The sequence below is a fragment of the Paenibacillus sp. J31R34 genome (genome assembly GCF_059383715.1).
The window spans coordinates 73,631-92,621 of sequence record NZ_JBXENU010000003.1; the positions used below are offsets into that span (position 1 = coordinate 73,631).

Annotated in this window: 14 protein-coding genes; 9 read left to right on the forward strand and 5 right to left on the reverse strand. The window is 44.2% G+C overall.

The annotated features are described in order from the left end of the window. Positions 1-54: 54 nt before the first annotated feature. The gene (locus AC50YG_RS09745; RefSeq protein ID WP_494826490.1) at positions 55-1,542 is read right to left on the reverse strand and encodes an alpha-N-arabinofuranosidase; all 1,488 of its coding nucleotides are present in this window, start codon (positions 1,540-1,542) and stop codon (positions 55-57) included. 260 nt (positions 1,543-1,802) lie between these two features. Here AC50YG_RS09745 and AC50YG_RS09750 point away from each other — a divergent pair, with 260 nt between their 5' ends. The 5 genes from AC50YG_RS09750 to AC50YG_RS09770 all read left to right on the forward strand — a co-directional run bounded on the left by AC50YG_RS09750 (position 1,803) and on the right by AC50YG_RS09770 (position 8,903). Then, the gene (locus tag AC50YG_RS09750; RefSeq protein WP_494826492.1) at positions 1,803-3,521 is read left to right on the forward strand and encodes an extracellular solute-binding protein; all 1,719 of its coding nucleotides are present in this window, start codon (positions 1,803-1,805) and stop codon (positions 3,519-3,521) included. A gap of 95 nt (positions 3,522-3,616) precedes the next feature. Continuing rightward, complete coding sequence (locus tag AC50YG_RS09755; RefSeq protein ID WP_494826493.1) at positions 3,617-4,519, forward strand: ABC transporter permease; 903 nt, start codon at positions 3,617-3,619, stop codon at positions 4,517-4,519. 11 nt (positions 4,520-4,530) lie between these two features. Next, the gene (locus tag AC50YG_RS09760) at positions 4,531-5,409 is read left to right on the forward strand and encodes a carbohydrate ABC transporter permease (protein WP_473759809.1); all 879 of its coding nucleotides are present in this window, start codon (positions 4,531-4,533) and stop codon (positions 5,407-5,409) included. A 54-nt stretch (positions 5,410-5,463) separates the two neighbouring features. Continuing rightward, positions 5,464-7,182 (forward strand): sensor histidine kinase, encoded by a 1,719-nt coding sequence (locus AC50YG_RS09765; protein WP_494826494.1) that lies wholly within the window; start codon positions 5,464-5,466, stop codon positions 7,180-7,182. A 2-nt stretch (positions 7,183-7,184) separates the two neighbouring features. Next, on the forward strand, positions 7,185-8,903 hold the full coding sequence (locus AC50YG_RS09770) for a response regulator transcription factor (protein ID WP_494826495.1): 1,719 nt from the start codon (positions 7,185-7,187) through the stop codon (positions 8,901-8,903). A 90-nt stretch (positions 8,904-8,993) separates the two neighbouring features. Here AC50YG_RS09770 and AC50YG_RS09775 read toward each other — a convergent pair whose 3' ends face one another. Further along, a complete protein-coding gene (locus AC50YG_RS09775; protein WP_494826497.1) occupies positions 8,994-10,598 on the reverse strand; it encodes a response regulator in 1,605 nt (534 codons plus the stop codon). Further along, positions 10,591-12,396, reverse strand: a complete 1,806-nt coding sequence (locus AC50YG_RS09780) for a sensor histidine kinase (protein WP_494826498.1) — start codon at positions 12,394-12,396, stop codon at positions 10,591-10,593. Before AC50YG_RS09780 ends, AC50YG_RS09775 begins: the two co-directional genes overlap by 8 nt. Before the next feature lie 189 nt (positions 12,397-12,585). Between AC50YG_RS09780 and AC50YG_RS09785 the strand changes: the two genes are divergently transcribed. The 4 genes from AC50YG_RS09785 (at position 12,586) to uidA (ending at position 17,631) form a co-directional block, all read left to right on the forward strand. Further along, positions 12,586-13,539, forward strand: a complete 954-nt coding sequence (locus AC50YG_RS09785) for a carbohydrate ABC transporter permease (RefSeq protein ID WP_494826499.1) — start codon at positions 12,586-12,588, stop codon at positions 13,537-13,539. 13 nt (positions 13,540-13,552) lie between these two features. Further along, positions 13,553-14,383, forward strand: coding sequence for a carbohydrate ABC transporter permease (locus AC50YG_RS09790; protein ID WP_046229276.1), 831 nt, complete (start codon positions 13,553-13,555; stop codon positions 14,381-14,383). A gap of 27 nt (positions 14,384-14,410) precedes the next feature. Then, positions 14,411-15,763, forward strand: coding sequence for an ABC transporter substrate-binding protein (locus AC50YG_RS09795; protein WP_494826501.1), 1,353 nt, complete (start codon positions 14,411-14,413; stop codon positions 15,761-15,763). A gap of 68 nt (positions 15,764-15,831) precedes the next feature. Next, complete coding sequence (gene uidA / locus AC50YG_RS09800; protein WP_494826503.1) at positions 15,832-17,631, forward strand: beta-glucuronidase; 1,800 nt, start codon at positions 15,832-15,834, stop codon at positions 17,629-17,631. Between the two features lie 330 nt (positions 17,632-17,961). Here the strand turns inward: uidA and AC50YG_RS09805 are convergent, their stop codons facing one another. Further along, complete coding sequence (locus AC50YG_RS09805; protein ID WP_494826504.1) at positions 17,962-18,132, reverse strand: hypothetical protein; 171 nt, start codon at positions 18,130-18,132, stop codon at positions 17,962-17,964. A gap of 26 nt (positions 18,133-18,158) precedes the next feature. After that, positions 18,159-18,920: a hypothetical protein gene (locus AC50YG_RS09810; RefSeq protein WP_494826505.1), complete on the reverse strand. Its 762-nt coding sequence runs from the start codon at positions 18,918-18,920 to the stop codon at positions 18,159-18,161. Between the last annotated feature and the right edge of the window lie 71 nt (positions 18,921-18,991).

The window sequence follows — 18,991 nt, forward strand, 5'->3', positions numbered from 1 at the left end:
TCGCAGCCGATTTCCTCAAGCGGCTGTTGTGCCTAGCTTGTGTAACCGTTGTAGTTAATCAAGGATGATTTCAGCAACACAACAGGCGGGAAGGTCAATAAGTAAGCCATTGTTCTTTACGTTAATATTATTCATCGTTTTAATCTCTACCTGAGGTGGTTGTCCAAATGGGTTATGGCTATTCATATCGCCGGAGATGTAACGAACTTCGGCAGAAGAAAACACTTTTCCATTAAGCAGGACCTGTGCCTGTTGAGGCTCATCTACGGATAGATTTACAACGGTTACATGAATCCTGCCATCAGCTCGCTCAGATGCGCTAACGTGCAGTGCAGGCACTGGAGCTTCCTCTGTACCAGTCAAATCTTGCTGCACATAGCTTTCAATAAGTGTGGAGTCTTGATGCCCCTTAAAAAGATCGAATACATGGTAGGTGGGAGTAAGTATCATCTCTTCCCCTTCTGTTAAAATCACCGATTGGAGGACATTTACCATTTGTGCAAGATTGGCCATATGCACCCGATCACTATGGGTATTAAAAATATTTAGCGACACCGCAGCGACAATTGCATCACGCATGGTGTTTTGCTGGAAAAGGTAAGCAGGATTGGTTTCAGGCTCGACCTCATGCCAAGTCCCCCATTCGTCCAAAATAATCGACACTTGGCATTCAGGGTCGTATTGATCCATCACATGCTTATGTCTGCGGATCAGCTCATCCATATACAATGCCCGGCGCAGTGTTCGGTAGTAGTTAGCTTCGTCAAAGCCCACAGCGGGTCCTTTGCGCTCCCATGGGTATGGTTCCGTTTCGTAATATGCAGGCATGGTGTAATAGTGCAGCGATAGACCGTTCATCCTTTTCCCTGCAAGGCGCATCAAGGTTTCCGTCCATTTATAATCGTTTCCATCAGCGCCGCAAGCAACTCGGAAAATCTTATTGCTGTCATAATTGCGGACGAATGTTTCGAAGCGTTTGTATACATCCGCATAATAATCCGGACTCATATGCCCGCCGCAGGCCCAGTTCTCGTTGCCAATTCCCAAGAACTCGACCTTCCAAGGCTTATCACGACCGTTTTGGCGTCGCCAGTCGGCCATCGGTGACTCACCGCCGAAGGTCATGTATTCTACCCATTCGCTTACTTCCCTCGGAGTACCAGAACCAACGTTTGCGGCAATATAGGCAGATGCCCCAATCTGCTCGCAAAGATCTAAAAACTCATGGGTACCGAAGGAGTTGTCCTCTACCACACCACCCCAACCAGCATTAACCATGCGCTTGCGATCAGTCCCAACGCCGTCTTTCCAATTATAATATTCGGCGAAGCATCCACCCGGCCAGCGCAATACCGGAACCTGGATATGCCGCAATGCTTCTACAATATCGTTGCGTATTCCACGGGTATTGGCGATTGGACTGTTCTCACCAACATATAAGCCGTTATAAATGCCACGGCCTAAATGCTCTGAGAAGTGACCGTATATGTTTTTGTTGATTTTGGAATACTTTCGACCTGCGTTTATGAACAATAGAACCATGAATATCCTCTCCCATTCGCTAGATGATGTTCCTTTTATTTTTTAATATAGCGCTTTCATTCAGTCGATTGCAAATCAAAAACAGCATAACAGCGTGATTGTAAACAAATGATAAGATAGTTGAAAATGGTTAGGACTATCACAATTAATGAAGTAGACGAATGGTAAACATGTAATAACTAGATAATAGCGAATTGATTAATTTGGAGATATAGTTGAGTTGTTATTTAATGCTTAACTATTAAAAGGGGGCTATGAGTGTGAAAAGTAGCATGTTATCTAAAACAGTTACGATTTTAAGCTGTTTGCTAGTGACAACGGGAGTTTTATCAGCGTGCAGTACCAATTCTCCGAGCAATAACTCGACAAGCAGTCCAGCGGGAAGCATCGCACCAAGTGAGTCAAATGGAGAAGTTTCAGGAGATAAGGAACCTTTAGGGAAATATGATAAAGCGCTTACAATAAGATTTGCCCGTGATGTGGATAATGATATGCAGGATAACATTATTCCTAAAACACCAGGAGAGACAGTAGATGACAATCGCTGGCTTAAGGCGTATTCGGAAAAGCTGGGGATTGATGTTAAATACGATTGGACGGTAAAGGGCGGGGATGCCTACACCCAAAAAATTAACGTTACATTGGCTTCAGGTGAAATCCCTGACATGCTTCGCGTAACGGGTTCTCAGATGAAGCAAATGGCCGATGCTGACATGATAGAGGATTTGAAACCATATTGGGATACTTATGCTTCCGATCTACTGAAGGAATTGTACACGGTTCAAGGACCTGCTGTACTCAATGCTGCATCAATTGATGGGAAAATGATGGGAATGGGTCCTGCAGAGGTCTACGGCGATGGCACATTCATTTGGATTCGCACCGATTGGCTGGAAAATTTGGGAATTGACGCACCTAAAACAATGGACGATGTCCTGGCCATCAGTAAAGCATTCACAAGTCAGGATCCGGATAAGAATAATATAAATGATACCTACGGTCTAGCTATTACAAAGGATCTATACGGCGGTGCAATGGGATTAGAAGGGTTCTTTACCGGTTACCATGCTTACCCTAATATGTGGATAGATGATGGTTCAGGAAATTTAGTATGGGGCAGTACCCTTCCAGAAGTAAAGGAAGCTTTGAAAGCGCTCTCTACAATGTATAAGGATGGCCAGATTGATAAGGAATTTGGTGTAAAGGATGGCGGCAAGGTAGCGGAAACGATTGCATCTGGTAAGGTTGGCATGGAGTTCGGCGCGCAATGGAACCCTATGTATCCGCTTATCAGCAACTATCAGAACGATCCAACAGCAAATTGGGAAGGATACGCCTTGGTATCCGTAGATGACAAGCCTGTTCTTTCACCACAGAATTTTGGAGCTTCTGAGTTCTGGGTTGTTAAAAAGGGTTTCTCGAATCCGGAAGCATTGATCAAAATGTTTAATCTTCACGTAGAGCTAAACTGGGGGAAAACAGGTGATTTTGATAACTACTACATGCCTGCCGCAAATGACAGCGTAGGGGTGTGGAAGTATTCACCGGTTCAACCGTATCCACCATTTAAAAATCTTAATGCGTTTAAAGAGATTCAGGCAGCTCGTTCCAATAATACATTGGATCAGTTGACTGGCGAAGCGCAATCTATTCAAAACAACATCAAGGCGTTTGAAAATGGAGATACCTCTCAATGGGGCTGGCCTAAAATATATGGTGTGGATGGGGTATATCGACATAGCGTTGAATACGTGGATAAGGATCTATTTATGCTAGAGTCCTTCGCAGGCTCGCCAACCAAAACAATGGCGGAAAAACAGTCCACGCTGAAATCTCTGGAAACGGAAGTATTCGTGAAGCTCATTATGGGTGCTGCCCCAATTGACGATTTCGACAAGTTCGTGGAGAACTGGAATAAGCTTGGTGGTGCCGATATGACCAAAGAAGTCAATGAGTGGTATGCTTCTGTAGAAAAATAATAGCAACAAAGAGAAAGGATGCTAGGCTTTTTAGAGAGTGTCCTTTCTCTTATTATTCCCATTCCCAATCATAGAAAAGAAACAGGGTGAATCGTATGTTACAAAGAAGATGGAAAAGGGAAATACCACTGCATTTAATTATATTGCCTGGGTTTCTTTTTTTGATTGTTTTTAGTTATCTCCCCATAGGAGGTATCATCATTGCGTTCCAGAAGTTTATTCCGGCCAAGGGTTTGTTTGGCGATCAGCAATGGGTAGGACTGAGCAATTTTCAGTATGTCATGAACATGCCCAATTTCAACAGTATCATGTGGAATACGCTTTACATTGCGGTATTGAAAATCATTTTGGGACTTTTTGTACCTATCGTGATTGCGATTCTTTTAAACGAAGTCAAGAATGCCGGTATGAAACGAGGAGTTCAAACCGCCATTTATTTGCCCCACTTTTTATCATGGGTTGTATTAGGCGGCATCTTTATAGAAATTTTGTCGCCTACTGACGGCTTGGTAAATCAAGTCATTCAACTGTTTGGCTTTGAACCTATCTTTTTCCTTGGGGATAACAAATGGTTCCCTATAACCATGATATTGACTGATTCATGGAAGGAGTTTGGTTATGGTACGATCATTTATCTGGCGGCGATTACTGGCATTAACCCGGATTTATATGAAGCAGCACAGATTGACGGAGCTAATCGTTGGAAGCAGACCTTGAATGTGACCCTTCCAGGTATGAAAATGGTTATCGTTTTACTTATGGTTCTTAATTTAGGCAATTTGCTAAATGCCGGTTTTGATCAGATTTTCAATATGTACAGCCCAATGGTATACGAAAGCGGGGATATTCTTGATACCTTTGTATACCGCATCGGTTTATTGGATGCCCAATTCGGTATAGCAACAGCAGTAGGATTATTTAAGTCTGTTGTCGCACTTATACTCGTATCTGTGTCATATTTCATCGCCTATAAGGTTGCGGATTATAGGATTTTCTAGGGGGAGCTATTATGCATGTACAAAAGAAGATCGACTGGTTTGCCATATTTAATTCTTGCTTTCTCGCGTTAGTTGCATTGTTTTGTTTGATTCCGATGATTCACATACTGGCCGTTTCATTCAGCTCCAGCGCCGTTGCGGCAACTGGTACGGTAACTTTGTGGCCCAAGGATTTTACATTAGCCTCCTACGAATTTGTGGCGCAGCGGGCAGCCTTCTGGCAATCGATGTTTATATCTTTGCAGCGTATCCTTTTTGGCGGCGCTATTAATCTCTTACTCACAATAATGGTAGCCTATCCGCTCTCTAAGGAAAATGGCGAATTCCGCTTTCGCAGCTTTTACTCATGGAGCTTCTTCATTACAATGATATTTGGCGCTGGACTAATTCCTACCTATATGGTCATCAGACAGCTTGGATTGATGGATACCATTTGGGCGCTGGTACTGCCGACCGCAGTACCTGTGTTTAGTGTTATTCTGCTGTTGAATTTTTTTCGGATGATTCCAAAGGAATTAAGCGAGTCAGCCTATATGGACGGCGCTGGACACTGGATAACTCTATGGCGCATTTATGTGCCGGTATCGTTGCCGGCCTTAGCGACCATTCTTTTGTTTTCACTCGTTGGTCACTGGAACAGCTGGTTTGATGGCTTGATCTATATGAATGATCCCAGTCATTATCCTATCCAAAGCTACATTCAGACCATTGTAGTTCAACGCTCCTTCAGCACCATGACACCGGAGGAGGCCAAACTAATGGCAACTATATCAGACAAAACAATGCGATCCGCCCAAATTTTTCTAGGGGCGCTTCCTATTATTTGCGTATATCCGTTCCTTCAACGATTTTTTGTAAAAGGGATGGTGTTGGGAAGTGTTAAAGGGTAGTATGGAAGATATTATAGTTTAAATAGGATTAACTTTAAACAAATAAGGGAGGAGGTGCATATCAGAGGCAGTATTTTCGCAAGATTGGTTGCGACATTTCTAATGGCAATCCTACTTATCATCCTTTTGGGAATTTACATGTATAATTGGAGCCTAAACACAGTAAAGAATGAAATTATAAATTCCTCGACTGCACAAGTATCGTTTTATCTTGAAAGTCTGGAAGATGAGGTAGAACGCATAAAAATATTGCAATACGATAGTCTCAATGATGAATATCTTGCTAAGCTTGCCATCCGCCATTCCATTATGAATGAATATGAGACAGTGGAAAGCATGAGAAAACTGCAACAGCGACTTGTTACAATCCATAACAGCAGCTCCTATATTGCTAACGTAAGCGTGCATATCCTCTCTATTCAAAAAACCATATCCTCCACCACCTCCGTAAGTCCTATTGATATGGATAAATTCGAGCACCTCCGGGTGCCGGAAGGGGAGAGGGGGGCGCAGCTGGTGCAGTATGAAGACAAGCTCTACTTGACCACTCTTCACGCTGGAAACGCGGGTCTATCTCAAATGTACTTGATTGAGGTTGAGATCAATACGAACGCATTGCAAGAAGCACTAGGGCAGTTCCGAACGTATGCCGATAGCGGCACCTTTTTAATCGATTTGACCCACAATATGGTGATACCTGGAAAAGGAAATAATGATGCGGTGCTGCTGGAGGAGCTTGCAGAAAGCCATCTTAAAGTTGAAAGCGGAAACATTGGTTACAACAAGATTAATGGACAAACGATTTATGTTGTTTCCGTGAAGTCAAAATATCTGAACATGCTTTTGCTGCGTTATATCCCGCAGAATTTGATCTTTGTTCCCGTTCAAAGTTTTTATATTTGGTTATGGATATTTACAGGTGTGGGATTGATGATTATTATTCTCTACTGCGTATACACTTATAATTTGATTCATAAGCCAATGAGAAAGCTTGTGGGCTCTTTTCGGCAAGTAGAGAGTGGCAACTTCAATGTTCATATTCAAGTAAATAAAAAAAACGAGTTTGGTTATTTGTACAAAGGCTTTAATTCTATGGTTCAGAATGTATCGGCCCTGATCGATCAGGTATATAAGCAGAAGATTCTCAATCAGAAGGCAGAGCTAAAGCAATTGCAGTCTCAGATCAGCCCGCATCTTCTATATAACAGCTTGTTTTTAATTAATACGATGGCAAGAATAGGGGATGAGAATTTAATTGCTTTTACTAAGCTTTTGGGTGATTATTTTCAGTTTATTACAAGAAATGCTTCGGATTATTTGCCCTTATATGAGGAAGTTGAACATGCACGGACGTATACTGAAATTCAGCTCATGCGTTTTCCTAGCAGATTGTCGATCCATTTTGAAGACTGTCCGGATGCGGTCAGGGATATACAAGTACCTAGACTGATTCTTCAGCCAATAATTGAAAATGCCTTTAAGTATGCTGTGGAAAAAACGAAAGAAAAGGGAAGAATTTCGATAAGCTTTCGTCTCGATGATCGCGCATTGCGTATTATTGTTGAAGATAATGGAGCTCATTTATCGGATCAAACACTGGTATCCGTGCCTAAGCTTTTTTACGATAACACCAATATTGAGACTTCAGGTCTAATCAACATTCATAGACGAATCCGGTTGATTTACGGCGAAGAGAACGGATTGAGTTTAGAGCGAAGCTCTATGGGTGGTTTAAAGGTGACGTTGCGACTTAACCCGAAGGCGAGGGTTTAAGCATGTACAGACTCTTAATTGTAGACAATGAAGAAATGATTGTGAATCATCTTTACGAAATTTTTCGAGGCATGATTCATTTGGATCTTGATGTTTATAAGGCATATAGTGGAGAAGAAGCTATAGAGTGGCTCAATAGAACCAGAATTGATATTGTTCTGACCGATATTGATATGCCCATTTTAAACGGTATGCAGCTAATGGAGGAAATTTTTCGAAGCTGGCCCCAATGCAAAGTTATTTTTTTGACAGGCCACAGTGAATTTGAATACGTATACAAAGCCATTCAGCATCGGGACGTCAGCTTTATTCTTAAGGCAGAAGATATTGATAAAGTTATTCAAGTTATAGAAGAAACCGTATCAAAAATTCGTAAAGAAATTAAAACGGAAGATTTAATTCGAAATGCAAAAGAACAAATCCACATGGCGTTGAATTTGTTTCAAGAAAATTATTTACTGTGTATTCTAAAGGGGAATCAAGCGGTACAAATTAGCCAAGAACAGTTTGAACAGCTATCGATTCCGATTAATGTGCAATGGCCTGTTACTTTGGTATTGGGCAAGATTGATAAGTTACCTGAGGTCAGCGACTACATGCAGCAGATGCAGCAGGTCTATTCGGTTCGTCAAATTATTCAAAGGTATTTGGCCGCCCATGTGAATATTGCAATTGTTTTAGACGAAAATCATCGGTTTGTCATTTTTGTTCAGCCTAAGGAATCATTATCCATCACATTTCCGGCGAATTCGGATATGATCGAGCATTATTTCAATAAAACGGTTTCTTTCCTTAAAGGCATTTTAGAGGTCATACAGACAGCTTGTCAGGAAAACATCGGTATGCCTGTCAGCTTTACTGTCGGCAGTAAAGCCAGCTGGTGGGATTCTGTTTTCAATCAGTATCATTCGCTGCACCATTTGCTAAATTATCGGATAGGCATTGAAAATACAATACTTTTAGTTGACAGTGAGATAAATGACAATATGGGCAATGAGGTTGGCCCAGTTAATAGCTATGAAGAAGAATTCGATGAAGGAGAGAAGCTGGTAACGGCGCTCAAACTAAAAAATCTTTCTGTTATTGAGCAGCATCTGGAGTCAGGGCATAAGGAGAAGTATTTTGAAGCCTTGGAGCAGCTGCTTGTTCCTTTAAGAGGCATTCGCAGTAAAAATAATGTCAATGCGCAGGAAGCCTATTACACCGTAGCTCTCTATCTTATGTCCTATATAAACAGATGGGGACTGAATGTGAAGGTAGCCGGTCAAATTAGTCAGACGCAGCTGATGCGGACCGATTTTTTCGAAACTTGGAACGCTGCGGCATTGTACCTGACGGAATTATCTTCTGTTCTTTTTAATATGCAAAAAGTGGATCAGAAAAAGCGGGCGGACAATATGATCGACTACTTACAGGGATTTATTATGAGTCATTTAGACGAGGATTTGTCACTGGTCAGATTGGCAGAACAAGTACATCTCAATCCATCGTATTTGTCACGCATCTACAAACAGGAAACGGGAAGAAATCTGACTGAGTTTATTGACTCAACTCGGTTAATCAAAGCAAAGGATTTACTTAAGAGTGAAAATTTAAAAATAAGCGACATTGCCCGGCGTGTAGGCTACGAATCGGCTACTTCATTTACTCGCTTTTTTAAAAAAGCAACCGGACATTCGCCACAGGAATACAGAGAAAAGCATATTTTACGGATGCCGTAAATGTCAAAAGCAGATCTGCGATTGCCCCTATGAAGGGGCTTTTTTTATGATAAGAGTAAAGGGCTGCAACTCGTTCACCAGCCCATGTGCTCACATTGATTTACGATACTCGTTCGGAGACATGCCGGAGGCGTTGCGGAACAGCTTAATAAAGTAACTGGTATGCTCGTAGCCGAGCTGCTCCGCGATTTCTACCACGGTCATGTCGGACTGATTCAATAGCTCCTTCGCTTTCTCCATCTTCGTCCGCGTGACGAATTCGACGAAGGTTTCACCGGTTTCCTGCTTAAAAATACGACTGAAGTGCGATGGATTCAGATTTAACCGATGGGCCATCTCATCCATGGCGATTTTCTCTCCCATATGGGTTTGAATATAGCGCTGGGCTTCCGCGATTTCCCTCCGTACCGTATGGTCGCGCAGCATCTGAATATCGGTAGCTTTCTCTTCGAGAAAAATTTGCAGCCATTCCAAAAGATGCTTCAGCGTTTCAATAGAAGCAATTTGCTGCTGCTGCAGCTCACTGTTGAAGTTGATCACGAAGTTTTGCATCACCGTATACTTGAGCTCTAGCTCCAATGCCATTTTTAGTATCCAGCTTTTCACAGATTCAACTGGGTATACGCGATCCTGAATGAATGCTCCCCATCGATTCACCGTAGTATGAATGAGCTCCCGTTCTCCCCCAAGCATACTGTCCTTCAGCTCCTGAAAGGCCTTGGCATAATGCAGGAACAAATCTTCCTTCGTCGTTTGGAGCGGCTGCAGCTCCGCATAGACGAGCTCTCCTGCATAGAAACGGAACATCTTCACATTCATTAAATCTTGTAATTGCTTCTTCAATTGCAGGAAATCTCGAGCCACATCACCGCGATAGAATGATATCCCAATACTGAGATGTCGGTGCACTAATTGTTGAACACGCTTCAGCTCCGCCCGGATGTCCTCATGAAGATTGCGTTTCAACGTGGCCGGGAAAGGAAACAGAAGGAAGTATTGGCGTTCGTTCGGTACAAGCAAGATAACACCTTCGTATTGGACTAATTCCTGCAAGGCGTTGTCGATGACAAATTGCATATTCATGGCTCCGCCAAACCGGCTTTCAAGCTCGAATGAGCGCTCCGGCAGCACCGCAACAGGCAGATATGGCATGCCATCACGGAGGTGAATGCCCATTCTCTCGGCTTCGTCATTCCACTCCGCTTCGTTCCATATCGGCTGCTCCAGCAGCTTGCGAATAAATCGAGTATGAATGATGGACAGATTTTGCTGCACGACGTTCTGCAGCTGGAGACGGCTGTTCTCGGCTTGTTTCTCTTCGGCTAACGTGCAAGCAAGCTGCTGCAGAACCGTAACGACATGCTCCATGCGAAGGCTTTCCTTTAAGATATAATCGTTGACGTTAAGCTTAACGGCTCTTTGGGCATATTGAAAATCCTCGTGACAGGATAAAATAATGGTTTTCAGACGAGGATTCGCTTCGCGCGCCTTCTCGATGAGATCAAGACCGTCCATCACGGGCATGCCAATATCCGTAATGAGAATGTCCGGTTGTTGGTTTTGACAGGCTTCCCATGCTTCACCTCCATTGGAGCAGAGCGCGGAAAGCTCAAAGCCAAGCTTGGTCCAAGGAATGATATTGCTTAAATAATCAAGCACGGGGTAATGATCGTCTGCAATAACGACTTTAAACATGGTGTTCACCTACCTCTACAAATTCGGATGGCTCTGCAGCAGGAAATATTAATACGATGGTCGTTTGTTTGCCGTACACGCTATCAATGTCCATCTCAAAACGGTCACTGTAAAGGAGCTTCAATCGGCTGTACACATTAAATAATCCGATTCCTGAGGCGGCTGTACGCTCCTCCGCAATCATCTGCTCAATGACGTCCCGCTTCTGAACATTGAATCGATCCTTCAAATTCTGAAGCGTCTCCGGTGTCATGCCTAGACCATTGTCTTCGATTGTGATACGCAGCATATGGGCATCCGTTACTACCTTAATCGTAATGATACCACCGCTCTGCGTAAATCCATGCTTATAAGCATTCTCGATGATTGGCTGCAAGATAAACCTGGGTACGGTGATGGTTAACGGGTCTGGCTGAATGTCCAGGTGGCACTCAGTCGGGAACCTCATCGTAAATTTCATTAAATCAATATACTGCATCGTTGTTTCAATCTCGGCATAAAGCGTTACGAATTCATTTTGCCTCATTAAGCTTGCCCGCAGCAGCGAGGCTAAGGAGCCGACAACATGGGCGGTGTCTTCATCATGCTTCAATAATAATTTCAAGCGTATGGAACTTAGGACATTGAACAAAAAGTGCGGATGTACTTGCGCCTGCAGCATCGCCATTTCCGCTTGCCTCTTTAATTGCTGCTCGATCTCTACCTGCTGGAGCATCTGCTGAATCCGATCCAGCATCATGTCGAATGAGCGTCCCAAACGTCCAATCTCGTCACGGCCGCGAATATTGGAGCGATATTGCAAATCCCCGGCTTCCACCTTCTTGACCGCCTCGCCAAGCAATCGAACCGGTTTCGTGAATCTACCCAATAGATAGGTCAAAGCGAATAAGAAAAAAATGGCAAACAGCGATTGAAGCAATAGGGCGGACTGATAGAAGGTATTTAATTTACCGGTAAGCTGCTCGTAAGGCGCCAGACTTACGAGTCTCCAGTCCGCATAACGAAGTGGAAGCGAGAGATGAATTTGATTCTCTCCTCGCAGGTGAATAAAGCTTGGTGAAGAGCTTGTCTCCTCGTTCATGATCGTGTCGAAGGGCTGGCCAATGACGTCAGCGTTTCGATTGGATAAAATGATATTCTCGTCACTCAGCAGGTAAACATCCTCTTCTAGGCCAGCGAACAGATCCCGAATGGAGTCTTCCGTACGACTGACAATTAGATAGGCGAAGGGGGCTTGATCAATAGCCTCCGTCAATGCCCGAGCGGTCAAATAGACATATCCTTGATCATGATCTAGCAGCGGCAAGTAGTTACGCAATCCACCCAAAAACAACGTTTCGTATGCCGTCAGTCGGGATGCCTTGTCAAACCAGTCTTGCTGAACAAATTGCTGAGGCTCGAAATCGTAAAAGGAATAATCGGAATAAGCGCGGCCATTCCTTGTCAGCAAAGTTAGCCGTAAGTCCGGCTTCTCTCCCGCAATCTGCTCTAGCCGGGTCGTTAGTTGTCTAGCGGCAATCGGATGATCCTGGGCTTCCTCCAGCAAGGTTTTAATCTCGGGATCGAATTGGACGAAATTTGAGATGGACACAAGCTCCTCCATAATCGCATTGGCTTGAGATTGTACAATGGCAAGGGATTGCGTTGCTTTCTCAAGGGTGTGCTCTCGAATAATTAACTTGGAGTAGTAGCTGCTAATATACAGCATAGCTACCGTAGGCAATACCAGACAGGCAATCGATGTCAGAATCAGCTTTTGACGCAAGGATAAATGTTTTAGCTTTAATATAACACGCATGATGTTGTGCCACCCCTCGTTGCCATTCTTCTTTATAAAGCAATACTACAGCATGCTGATGAACGATTCATTCAACATTTTTTGCAATGAGGGAAAAAATATCGCAAAACTTTTTTGCTATAGAAAAAATCGTTGCATGTTTGTATGGAACGCGGCACCTATAATGAGGAAGACATAGAGGACAGTGAGGTGGCAAATTTGGAGCAGACAACGAGAAATGGTTTGGATCAGGAGGCGAAAACAGGCAAGGCTCTCCGAATCCGCAAGCAAGGATTTTACGACATGATTAATGGTTATCTATTTATTTTGCCCATGCTGTTGTTGACTATGACGCTGGTCGTTATCCCGATCATTTTGTCAGGGTTGATAAGTTTTACCGAGTGGAACTTCATTGCAGGGCTCGATGGGCTAAATTTTATCGGATTTGAGAATTATAATAATTTGCTGCATGATGAAGGATTCCATCGAGCACTTCGGAACAATGTCATCATGATCGCGGTTGTTCCCGTATCCATGCTTTTCGCGCTGGTGCTCGCGGCTTTGATTAACCAAGCAACCTACTTTAAAGATTTCTTCAAAGTCATCTACTTTATGCCTTTCATTTCAAGTTTCGTGGCCATCGCTTTATTATGGAGAGTTTTGTTCCATCCCAACAGCGGACCAATTAACGGATTTTTACGGGGGATAGGCATTGAGAATCCGCCACTTTGGCTGGCGGACCCGCAATTCGCACTGATTGCAGTCATGATTATTATGGTTTGGACTTCGCTTGGTTTTAATATGGTCATTTATTTGGCAGGCTTGCAGGGGATTCCAAAGGATATTTATGAGGCGGCCGATGTAGATGGTGCTTCTCCTCTGAGGCAGTTTTTCACTATTACCTTGCCCATGCTTTCTCCGACAACCTTCTTTTTGCTCATAACAGGGGTGGTTGGCTCGTTCAAGGTATTCGATCTCATTATGGTGTTGACTAGCGGCGGCCCTGCTGGCTCTACATCGGTTATCGTTTATTACCTTTACGAAGCGGCGTTTGTTAACCTGCAATCCGGCTATGCGTCTGCGATGGGGATCGTGCTGCTGCTGCTGATCTTATTCGTGACACTTATCCAATGGGTGGGGCAGAAGAAATGGGTAAATTACTAGGGGGAATACACATATGCAATCCGTCAGCGCGAGCCGTCTGATCGTCACGGCTCTAATGGGAATCGTCGGGATATTTTTTATCCTGCCATTCATTTGGATGTTATCGGCCTCGTTCAAGCCTGAATTGGAGGTTATGACATACCCCATACAATGGATTCCGAAAACATGGTACATGATAGAAAATTACACACAAGTCTGGTCAGGTGCTGTTCCCTTCACTCTTTATTACTTGAATAGCATTAAAGTGACACTGATGGCTACCGCATTGTCGCTAATCATCTCGGCTATGGCCGCTTATGGATTTTCCAAGGTGATCTTCAAAGGCCGGGAAGCTATGTTTATCTTAGTGCTGGCTACTTACATGATTCCTTCTCAGGCCATCCTGGTTCCGCAATTTATGATGTTTCGCTGGCTTGGTCTATTCGATAGCCATTTTGGTCTTGTATTGCTTGCAGCATCGGGAGTATTAGGCACGTTCTTGCTGCGCCAGTTTTTCATGAGCGTCCATAATGAGATTATCGAATCTGCGCGAATCGACGGCGCGAATCATTGGATTATTTTCTTCCGGATCGGGCTGCCGTTAGTCAAGCCGGCGCTTGCGACTTATATGATTCTGCGTTTCATTTGGACATGGAACGATTATCAGAATCCACTTATTTTCCTGCGCTCTGAAGCCTTGTTCACGCTTCAGCTGGGGATTCGGAAGTTTGCCGATTTTAATGGAGAGTTTTATTCGCTTATGATGGCGGGAGCCGTTTCTGCGATCTTGCCACTGTTGATCATCTTCATTGTAGGCCAGAAGCAAGTGATTGAAGGCGTGGCCTCGGGAAGTGTCAAAGGATAGAAAACTATTATTCAAGGGGGAATTTCGATGTTAAAGAAAAAATGGATTCAGGCGACTGTCGTTTCGGTTTTGGTTGCGCTTGCAACATCAGCATGCTCGGGGGCAGGCGGCAATAGTACGGCGGAGGAGACGGGAAGCAAGGGCTCTTCAGACGGGGCAGTCACCATTAAATTGCATACTTGGTATCCGAAGAAAGCTGATAATTGGGATATCGTAATCGAGGAGTTCGAGAAGAAACATCCTGAGATCAAGGTGGAGTTCAACTCCGCAGAAGACAACAACTCGAATGAATATTATAAAAAGCTGGATTTAGCCGCGGCTTCTGGCGACGATCTGGATGTTATTATGTTTAGTAACATGGCATTTCTCAGCCAGCGCGCCGAGCTCGGCTTGTTGGAGCCAGTTGATACGTATATAGAGAAGGAAGGTTTCTCTCTGGCGGACGAGTACTCCACGGACACACGAATCAAAGATGTAACCTATGGCTTGCCAGGCAAGCTTTCTACACCTATGGTTTTCATCAATGAGAGCCGACTCCAGAAAGCGGGACTGGAGCTTCCGAAGGAATGGACCTGGGACCAGTATATGGAGTATGCCAAGGCGATGACGACGACGGAAAACGGAAAAACGCAATACGGCACCTATTTCCACAGCTGGATTCAATTCGGTTATTTCATTCAGAATATGGGGCAATCGACTACCGGAGCTAATCTCACGACGGACGATGGCTTGAAAGCAAACATCGATACTCCTGCAATAAGGAAATCGTTGGAAGTTCGCCTGCAAGGGGAACGAGAAGGCTCGGCGACGCCTTACTCAGAAATTGTGAGCCAGAAGCTAAATTACCGTCCACAATACTTCAACCAGGACACGAGCATGATTACGATGGCATCTTTCTTGGTGCCGGAAGCAGGGGGAACGGAGCAAGTACCTGCAACGTTCAAAACCGTGTTCGCACCACTTCCGACGATGAACGCAGGGGATCCGCTCACAGGCAACGTCAGCGGCGACGTATTTGGCGTATACAGCAAGTCCAAGCATAAAGAAGCTGCTTACACCTTTATCCGCTGGTTCACAACGGAAGGAATCGTCCTGCAGGGCAAGAACTTCCCCTCGTGGAAAAAAGCCGATCTGAACAAGGTTGTAGACAACATTATTGCGGGCACGAAAACGCCTGAAAAAATCGATAAGGAATCCTTAATGTACGTTCTCGAAAACACGAAGCAGGCCACCCCAGCTGTCGCAGTTCCTTACCATGCGGAGTTAGAAAAGGTGTTCCTGGAGGAATTCGACAAAATGATGTTATCCGGCATCGACATTGATACGACGATTCGCAATACCCAAGAAAAGGTTCAGAAAATTATTGATTCCAAGCAGTAAAAAGTTCTGTGCAGCGCGGATGGGGATTCGCGCTGCACAGCTATTATCCATTATGAGGAGTGATAAGGATGCTATACCCTATTAATACGTCTTCTCGCAGCGTTATCGATTTGTCCGGCATTTGGAATTTCAAGACAGATCCCGGAATCGGCTTACTGGAAGGATGGCAGATGCAGTCGCTAAGCGACACGATTGCGATGGCTGTTCCGTCTTCCTATAACGATATCGGCGTTAATGCCGAAATACGAAATCATGTAGGATGGGTTTGGTACGAACGGGATATCATTATTCCGAAGACGCTGGCCTCGCAGCGAATCGTTCTTCGATTCAGCTCGGCGACCCATGAAGCGAAGGTGTATATCAATGGAACGCTGGCCGTAGAGCATACGGGCGGCTTTACACCGTTCGAAGTCGAACTGAACGGTCATCTGCTGCCGCATAAAAATAGGCTCACAGTTGCCGTCAATAATATTTTGGACGAATCGACGCTGCCCGTGGGACATTTCATGGAGCGAGATATTGAAGGAGTGGGCAAAGTCGCTCGAAATAATCCCAATTTCGATTTCTTTAACTATGCGGGGCTGCATCGTCCTGTGAAGATCTATACGACGCCTCACAGCTATATACAAGATGTACAGATTACATCAAGCGTAAAGGATGACGGCTCCGCGGAAGTGAGCTGCAAGATTGACAGCACCGGAGAATCCGACGTGCGTATCCATATCCTAGATGAAGCGGGAAGCATCGTTGCCCAAGGAGAAGGGGCGCAAGGAAGCTTCTTACTGCCGGATGCTAAGTTTTGGGAGCCTATGAATGCTTATTTGTACACGTTAAAGGTAGAGCTAGTTCAAGGAGGAGAAATCATCGATGAGTATGATCAACCCTTTGGCATCCGGACTGTGGAAGTGGCGAGCGGCAAATTCCTAATCAATGGCAAACCGTTCTACTTCAAGGGCTTCGGCAAACACGAGGATTCGCCGATTCATGGACGTGGCATTAACGAGGCGGCCAATGTCATGGATTTTCGATTAATGAAGTGGATGGGTGCCAATTCGTTCCGTACCTCCCATTATCCATATTCGGAAGAAATCATGAGACTGGCTGACAGGGAAGGGTTCGTCGTTATCGACGAGGTGGCTGCCGTCGGTCTGCATTTGAACTTCATTCCAACGCTGACGGGTGGGAAGAGACGGGACACGTGGAAAGAGCTGAGAACCTATGAAGCGCATCGGGAAGCCATTCGCGAGCTGATTGCGAGAGACAAGAACCATGCATGCGTTGTGATGTGGTCCATCGCCAATGAGCCTGCGACTTCCGAGGAAGGCGCGCGAGAGTACTTCGAGCCGCTGCTCCGATATGCGAAGGAATGCGACCCGCAAGGACGCCCTGTCACAGTGGTAACGCTTCAGGAAGGGAGCCCGGAGCATTGCAAGGTATCGGATCTGGTAGATGTTCTCTGCTTGAATCGGTATTACGGCTGGTACGTTGAAGGCGGGGAATGGGAGATTGCTAAATCGAGACTCCGCCAGGAGCTCCAAGGCTGGGGGAAGCGTTGCCCAGAGAAGCCAATCATCATGACGGAATATGGCGCGGATACGATTGCAGGCTTCCATGATGTTGATCCCGTCATGTTTACCGAGGAATTTCAGACTGAATTTTTACGGGCAAATCATGAGATGTTCGACGAGTGCAGCAATTTTGTCGGCGAGCATGTATGGAACTTTGCCGATTTCAACACCAGTCAAGGCATCTTCCGCGTTCAAGGCAATAAAAAAGGGGTATTTACGCGTGACCGCAAGCCAAAATTAGCGGCGCACGAGCTGAAGAAACGGTGGGAAGCCATTCCGGACTATTATTATAAGAGCTAGCCCGTTTTCCAGTCTTGATTTTTAATACTTTGATGATTCATCACACCATATATATGGTGAAGCCGCGTCTATCATTTTGTGGATGTCCGCTTTACTCTCGAAGATGTGTTCGCCAAGCTTGCCTTGACATATGGCAGCTAGAAGAAAGGTAAGGGTCTATATCTTGTTTCTTCGTGAGTCTCCGCGCACCGATAGGGTCGATGCGCGGAGACTCTTTGTCGTGGGGCGGCGAGGAAGCGATTGTTGTGACATGTGTACAAGGAAATTGTATTCAACCCAAATCCAAGGGGGGAAATTGCACGTCTCTTTTTGGTAAGTATTGAAAAATGTTTAAGGTCGAATTAGTATTTGGGTAATAGAACTTATAATACCGATAGTTCCTGCTATTATCAGGATAATAGATGTTTTCTTTTGTGAGGTATCTGTAATTAATTTAAAGACACCTAATCCCACAAGAACAACAGCGATAAATAAATTAATGTATACAAGCCAGATGCTCATTTTATTACCTCCAAGCTTCAACGAACTTATGAACGTGCCCAAACATAGTAGACAGGAGGAGCATATAAACCTCTAAAATAAATTCCTTTGAATCCACCTAAACTGTCTGCTAAACCAATTGCAGAGCTTCCAAGCCATAGTACTGCAGCAAGAATACCTGTTACTGCTGCACTGCCAACAGTAACAATACCGGCCGCTTGTAACGCTGAGGCAACAGCAGCTGATGCCGCTCCGGTATTCAATCCATTAATTAAAACTTGTGTTGCATACTCAGATAGAGAAAGCTCCCATCCCCACCAATAAAAATATAGACCAACAGGAGGGTTGTAATTATCTGCATGTACAGTGTTTCCGTTAAAAGAAAGTGAATAATTTGTTTCTCCTATCTCAACGGATATTCCTTGATCCTTGTTATTGACATCTTCAAAAAAGATATCATATTCTACATAATCAGTTTTGTTAGTTTCCAGGTTGCCCTTTTGGATATCTCCTGTGGAGTATACACGAAAACTTTCGTCTGTAACAAGATTACCGGACTCTATTAAATTGTTAACATTATTGACACTAAGTATAAGATGATCAAGAATTTCCTGTTTTACTGCTGGTTCACCAATAATCTCGAAGGTGCCGTCAGAGTTCCTATTTAAGTTGTTTTCTTCAATTTCTTTTATAGCGGTATATAAATCCTTTTGATATTCAATATCTCCTTTAACAGATGGGTCTATTGGGGTGGCTGCAAAGCTAAAACTGTTAAGGAAGAGGGTAAGAAACAGAACCAAAGATAGCATTAAACTAATTCTTTTTTCAAAATGATCAACCTTTCTTTAATTTGGTATTAATAGTTTCTATTTACTTATTT

Bases quoted from the DNA above. Each gene is read 5' to 3' on its own strand.
- AC50YG_RS09745 (WP_494826490.1), bottom strand. From the start codon at position 1,542: ATGGTTCTATTGTTCATAAACGCAGGTCGAAAGTATTCCAAAATCAAC.
- AC50YG_RS09755 (WP_494826493.1), top strand. From the start codon at position 3,617: ATGTTACAAAGAAGATGGAAAAGGGAAATACCACTGCATTTAATTATA.
- AC50YG_RS09760 (WP_473759809.1), top strand. From the start codon at position 4,531: ATGCATGTACAAAAGAAGATCGACTGGTTTGCCATATTTAATTCTTGC.
- AC50YG_RS09770 (WP_494826495.1), top strand. From the start codon at position 7,185: ATGTACAGACTCTTAATTGTAGACAATGAAGAAATGATTGTGAATCAT.
- AC50YG_RS09775 (WP_494826497.1), bottom strand. From the start codon at position 10,598: ATGTTTAAAGTCGTTATTGCAGACGATCATTACCCCGTGCTTGATTAT.
- AC50YG_RS09780 (WP_494826498.1), bottom strand. From the start codon at position 12,396: ATGCGTGTTATATTAAAGCTAAAACATTTATCCTTGCGTCAAAAGCTG.
- AC50YG_RS09790 (WP_046229276.1), top strand. From the start codon at position 13,553: ATGCAATCCGTCAGCGCGAGCCGTCTGATCGTCACGGCTCTAATGGGA.
- AC50YG_RS09795 (WP_494826501.1), top strand. From the start codon at position 14,411: ATGTTAAAGAAAAAATGGATTCAGGCGACTGTCGTTTCGGTTTTGGTT.
- uidA (WP_494826503.1), top strand. From the start codon at position 15,832: ATGCTATACCCTATTAATACGTCTTCTCGCAGCGTTATCGATTTGTCC.
- AC50YG_RS09805 (WP_494826504.1), bottom strand. From the start codon at position 18,132: ATGAGCATCTGGCTTGTATACATTAATTTATTTATCGCTGTTGTTCTT.
- AC50YG_RS09810 (WP_494826505.1), bottom strand. From the start codon at position 18,920: ATGCTATCTTTGGTTCTGTTTCTTACCCTCTTCCTTAACAGTTTTAGC.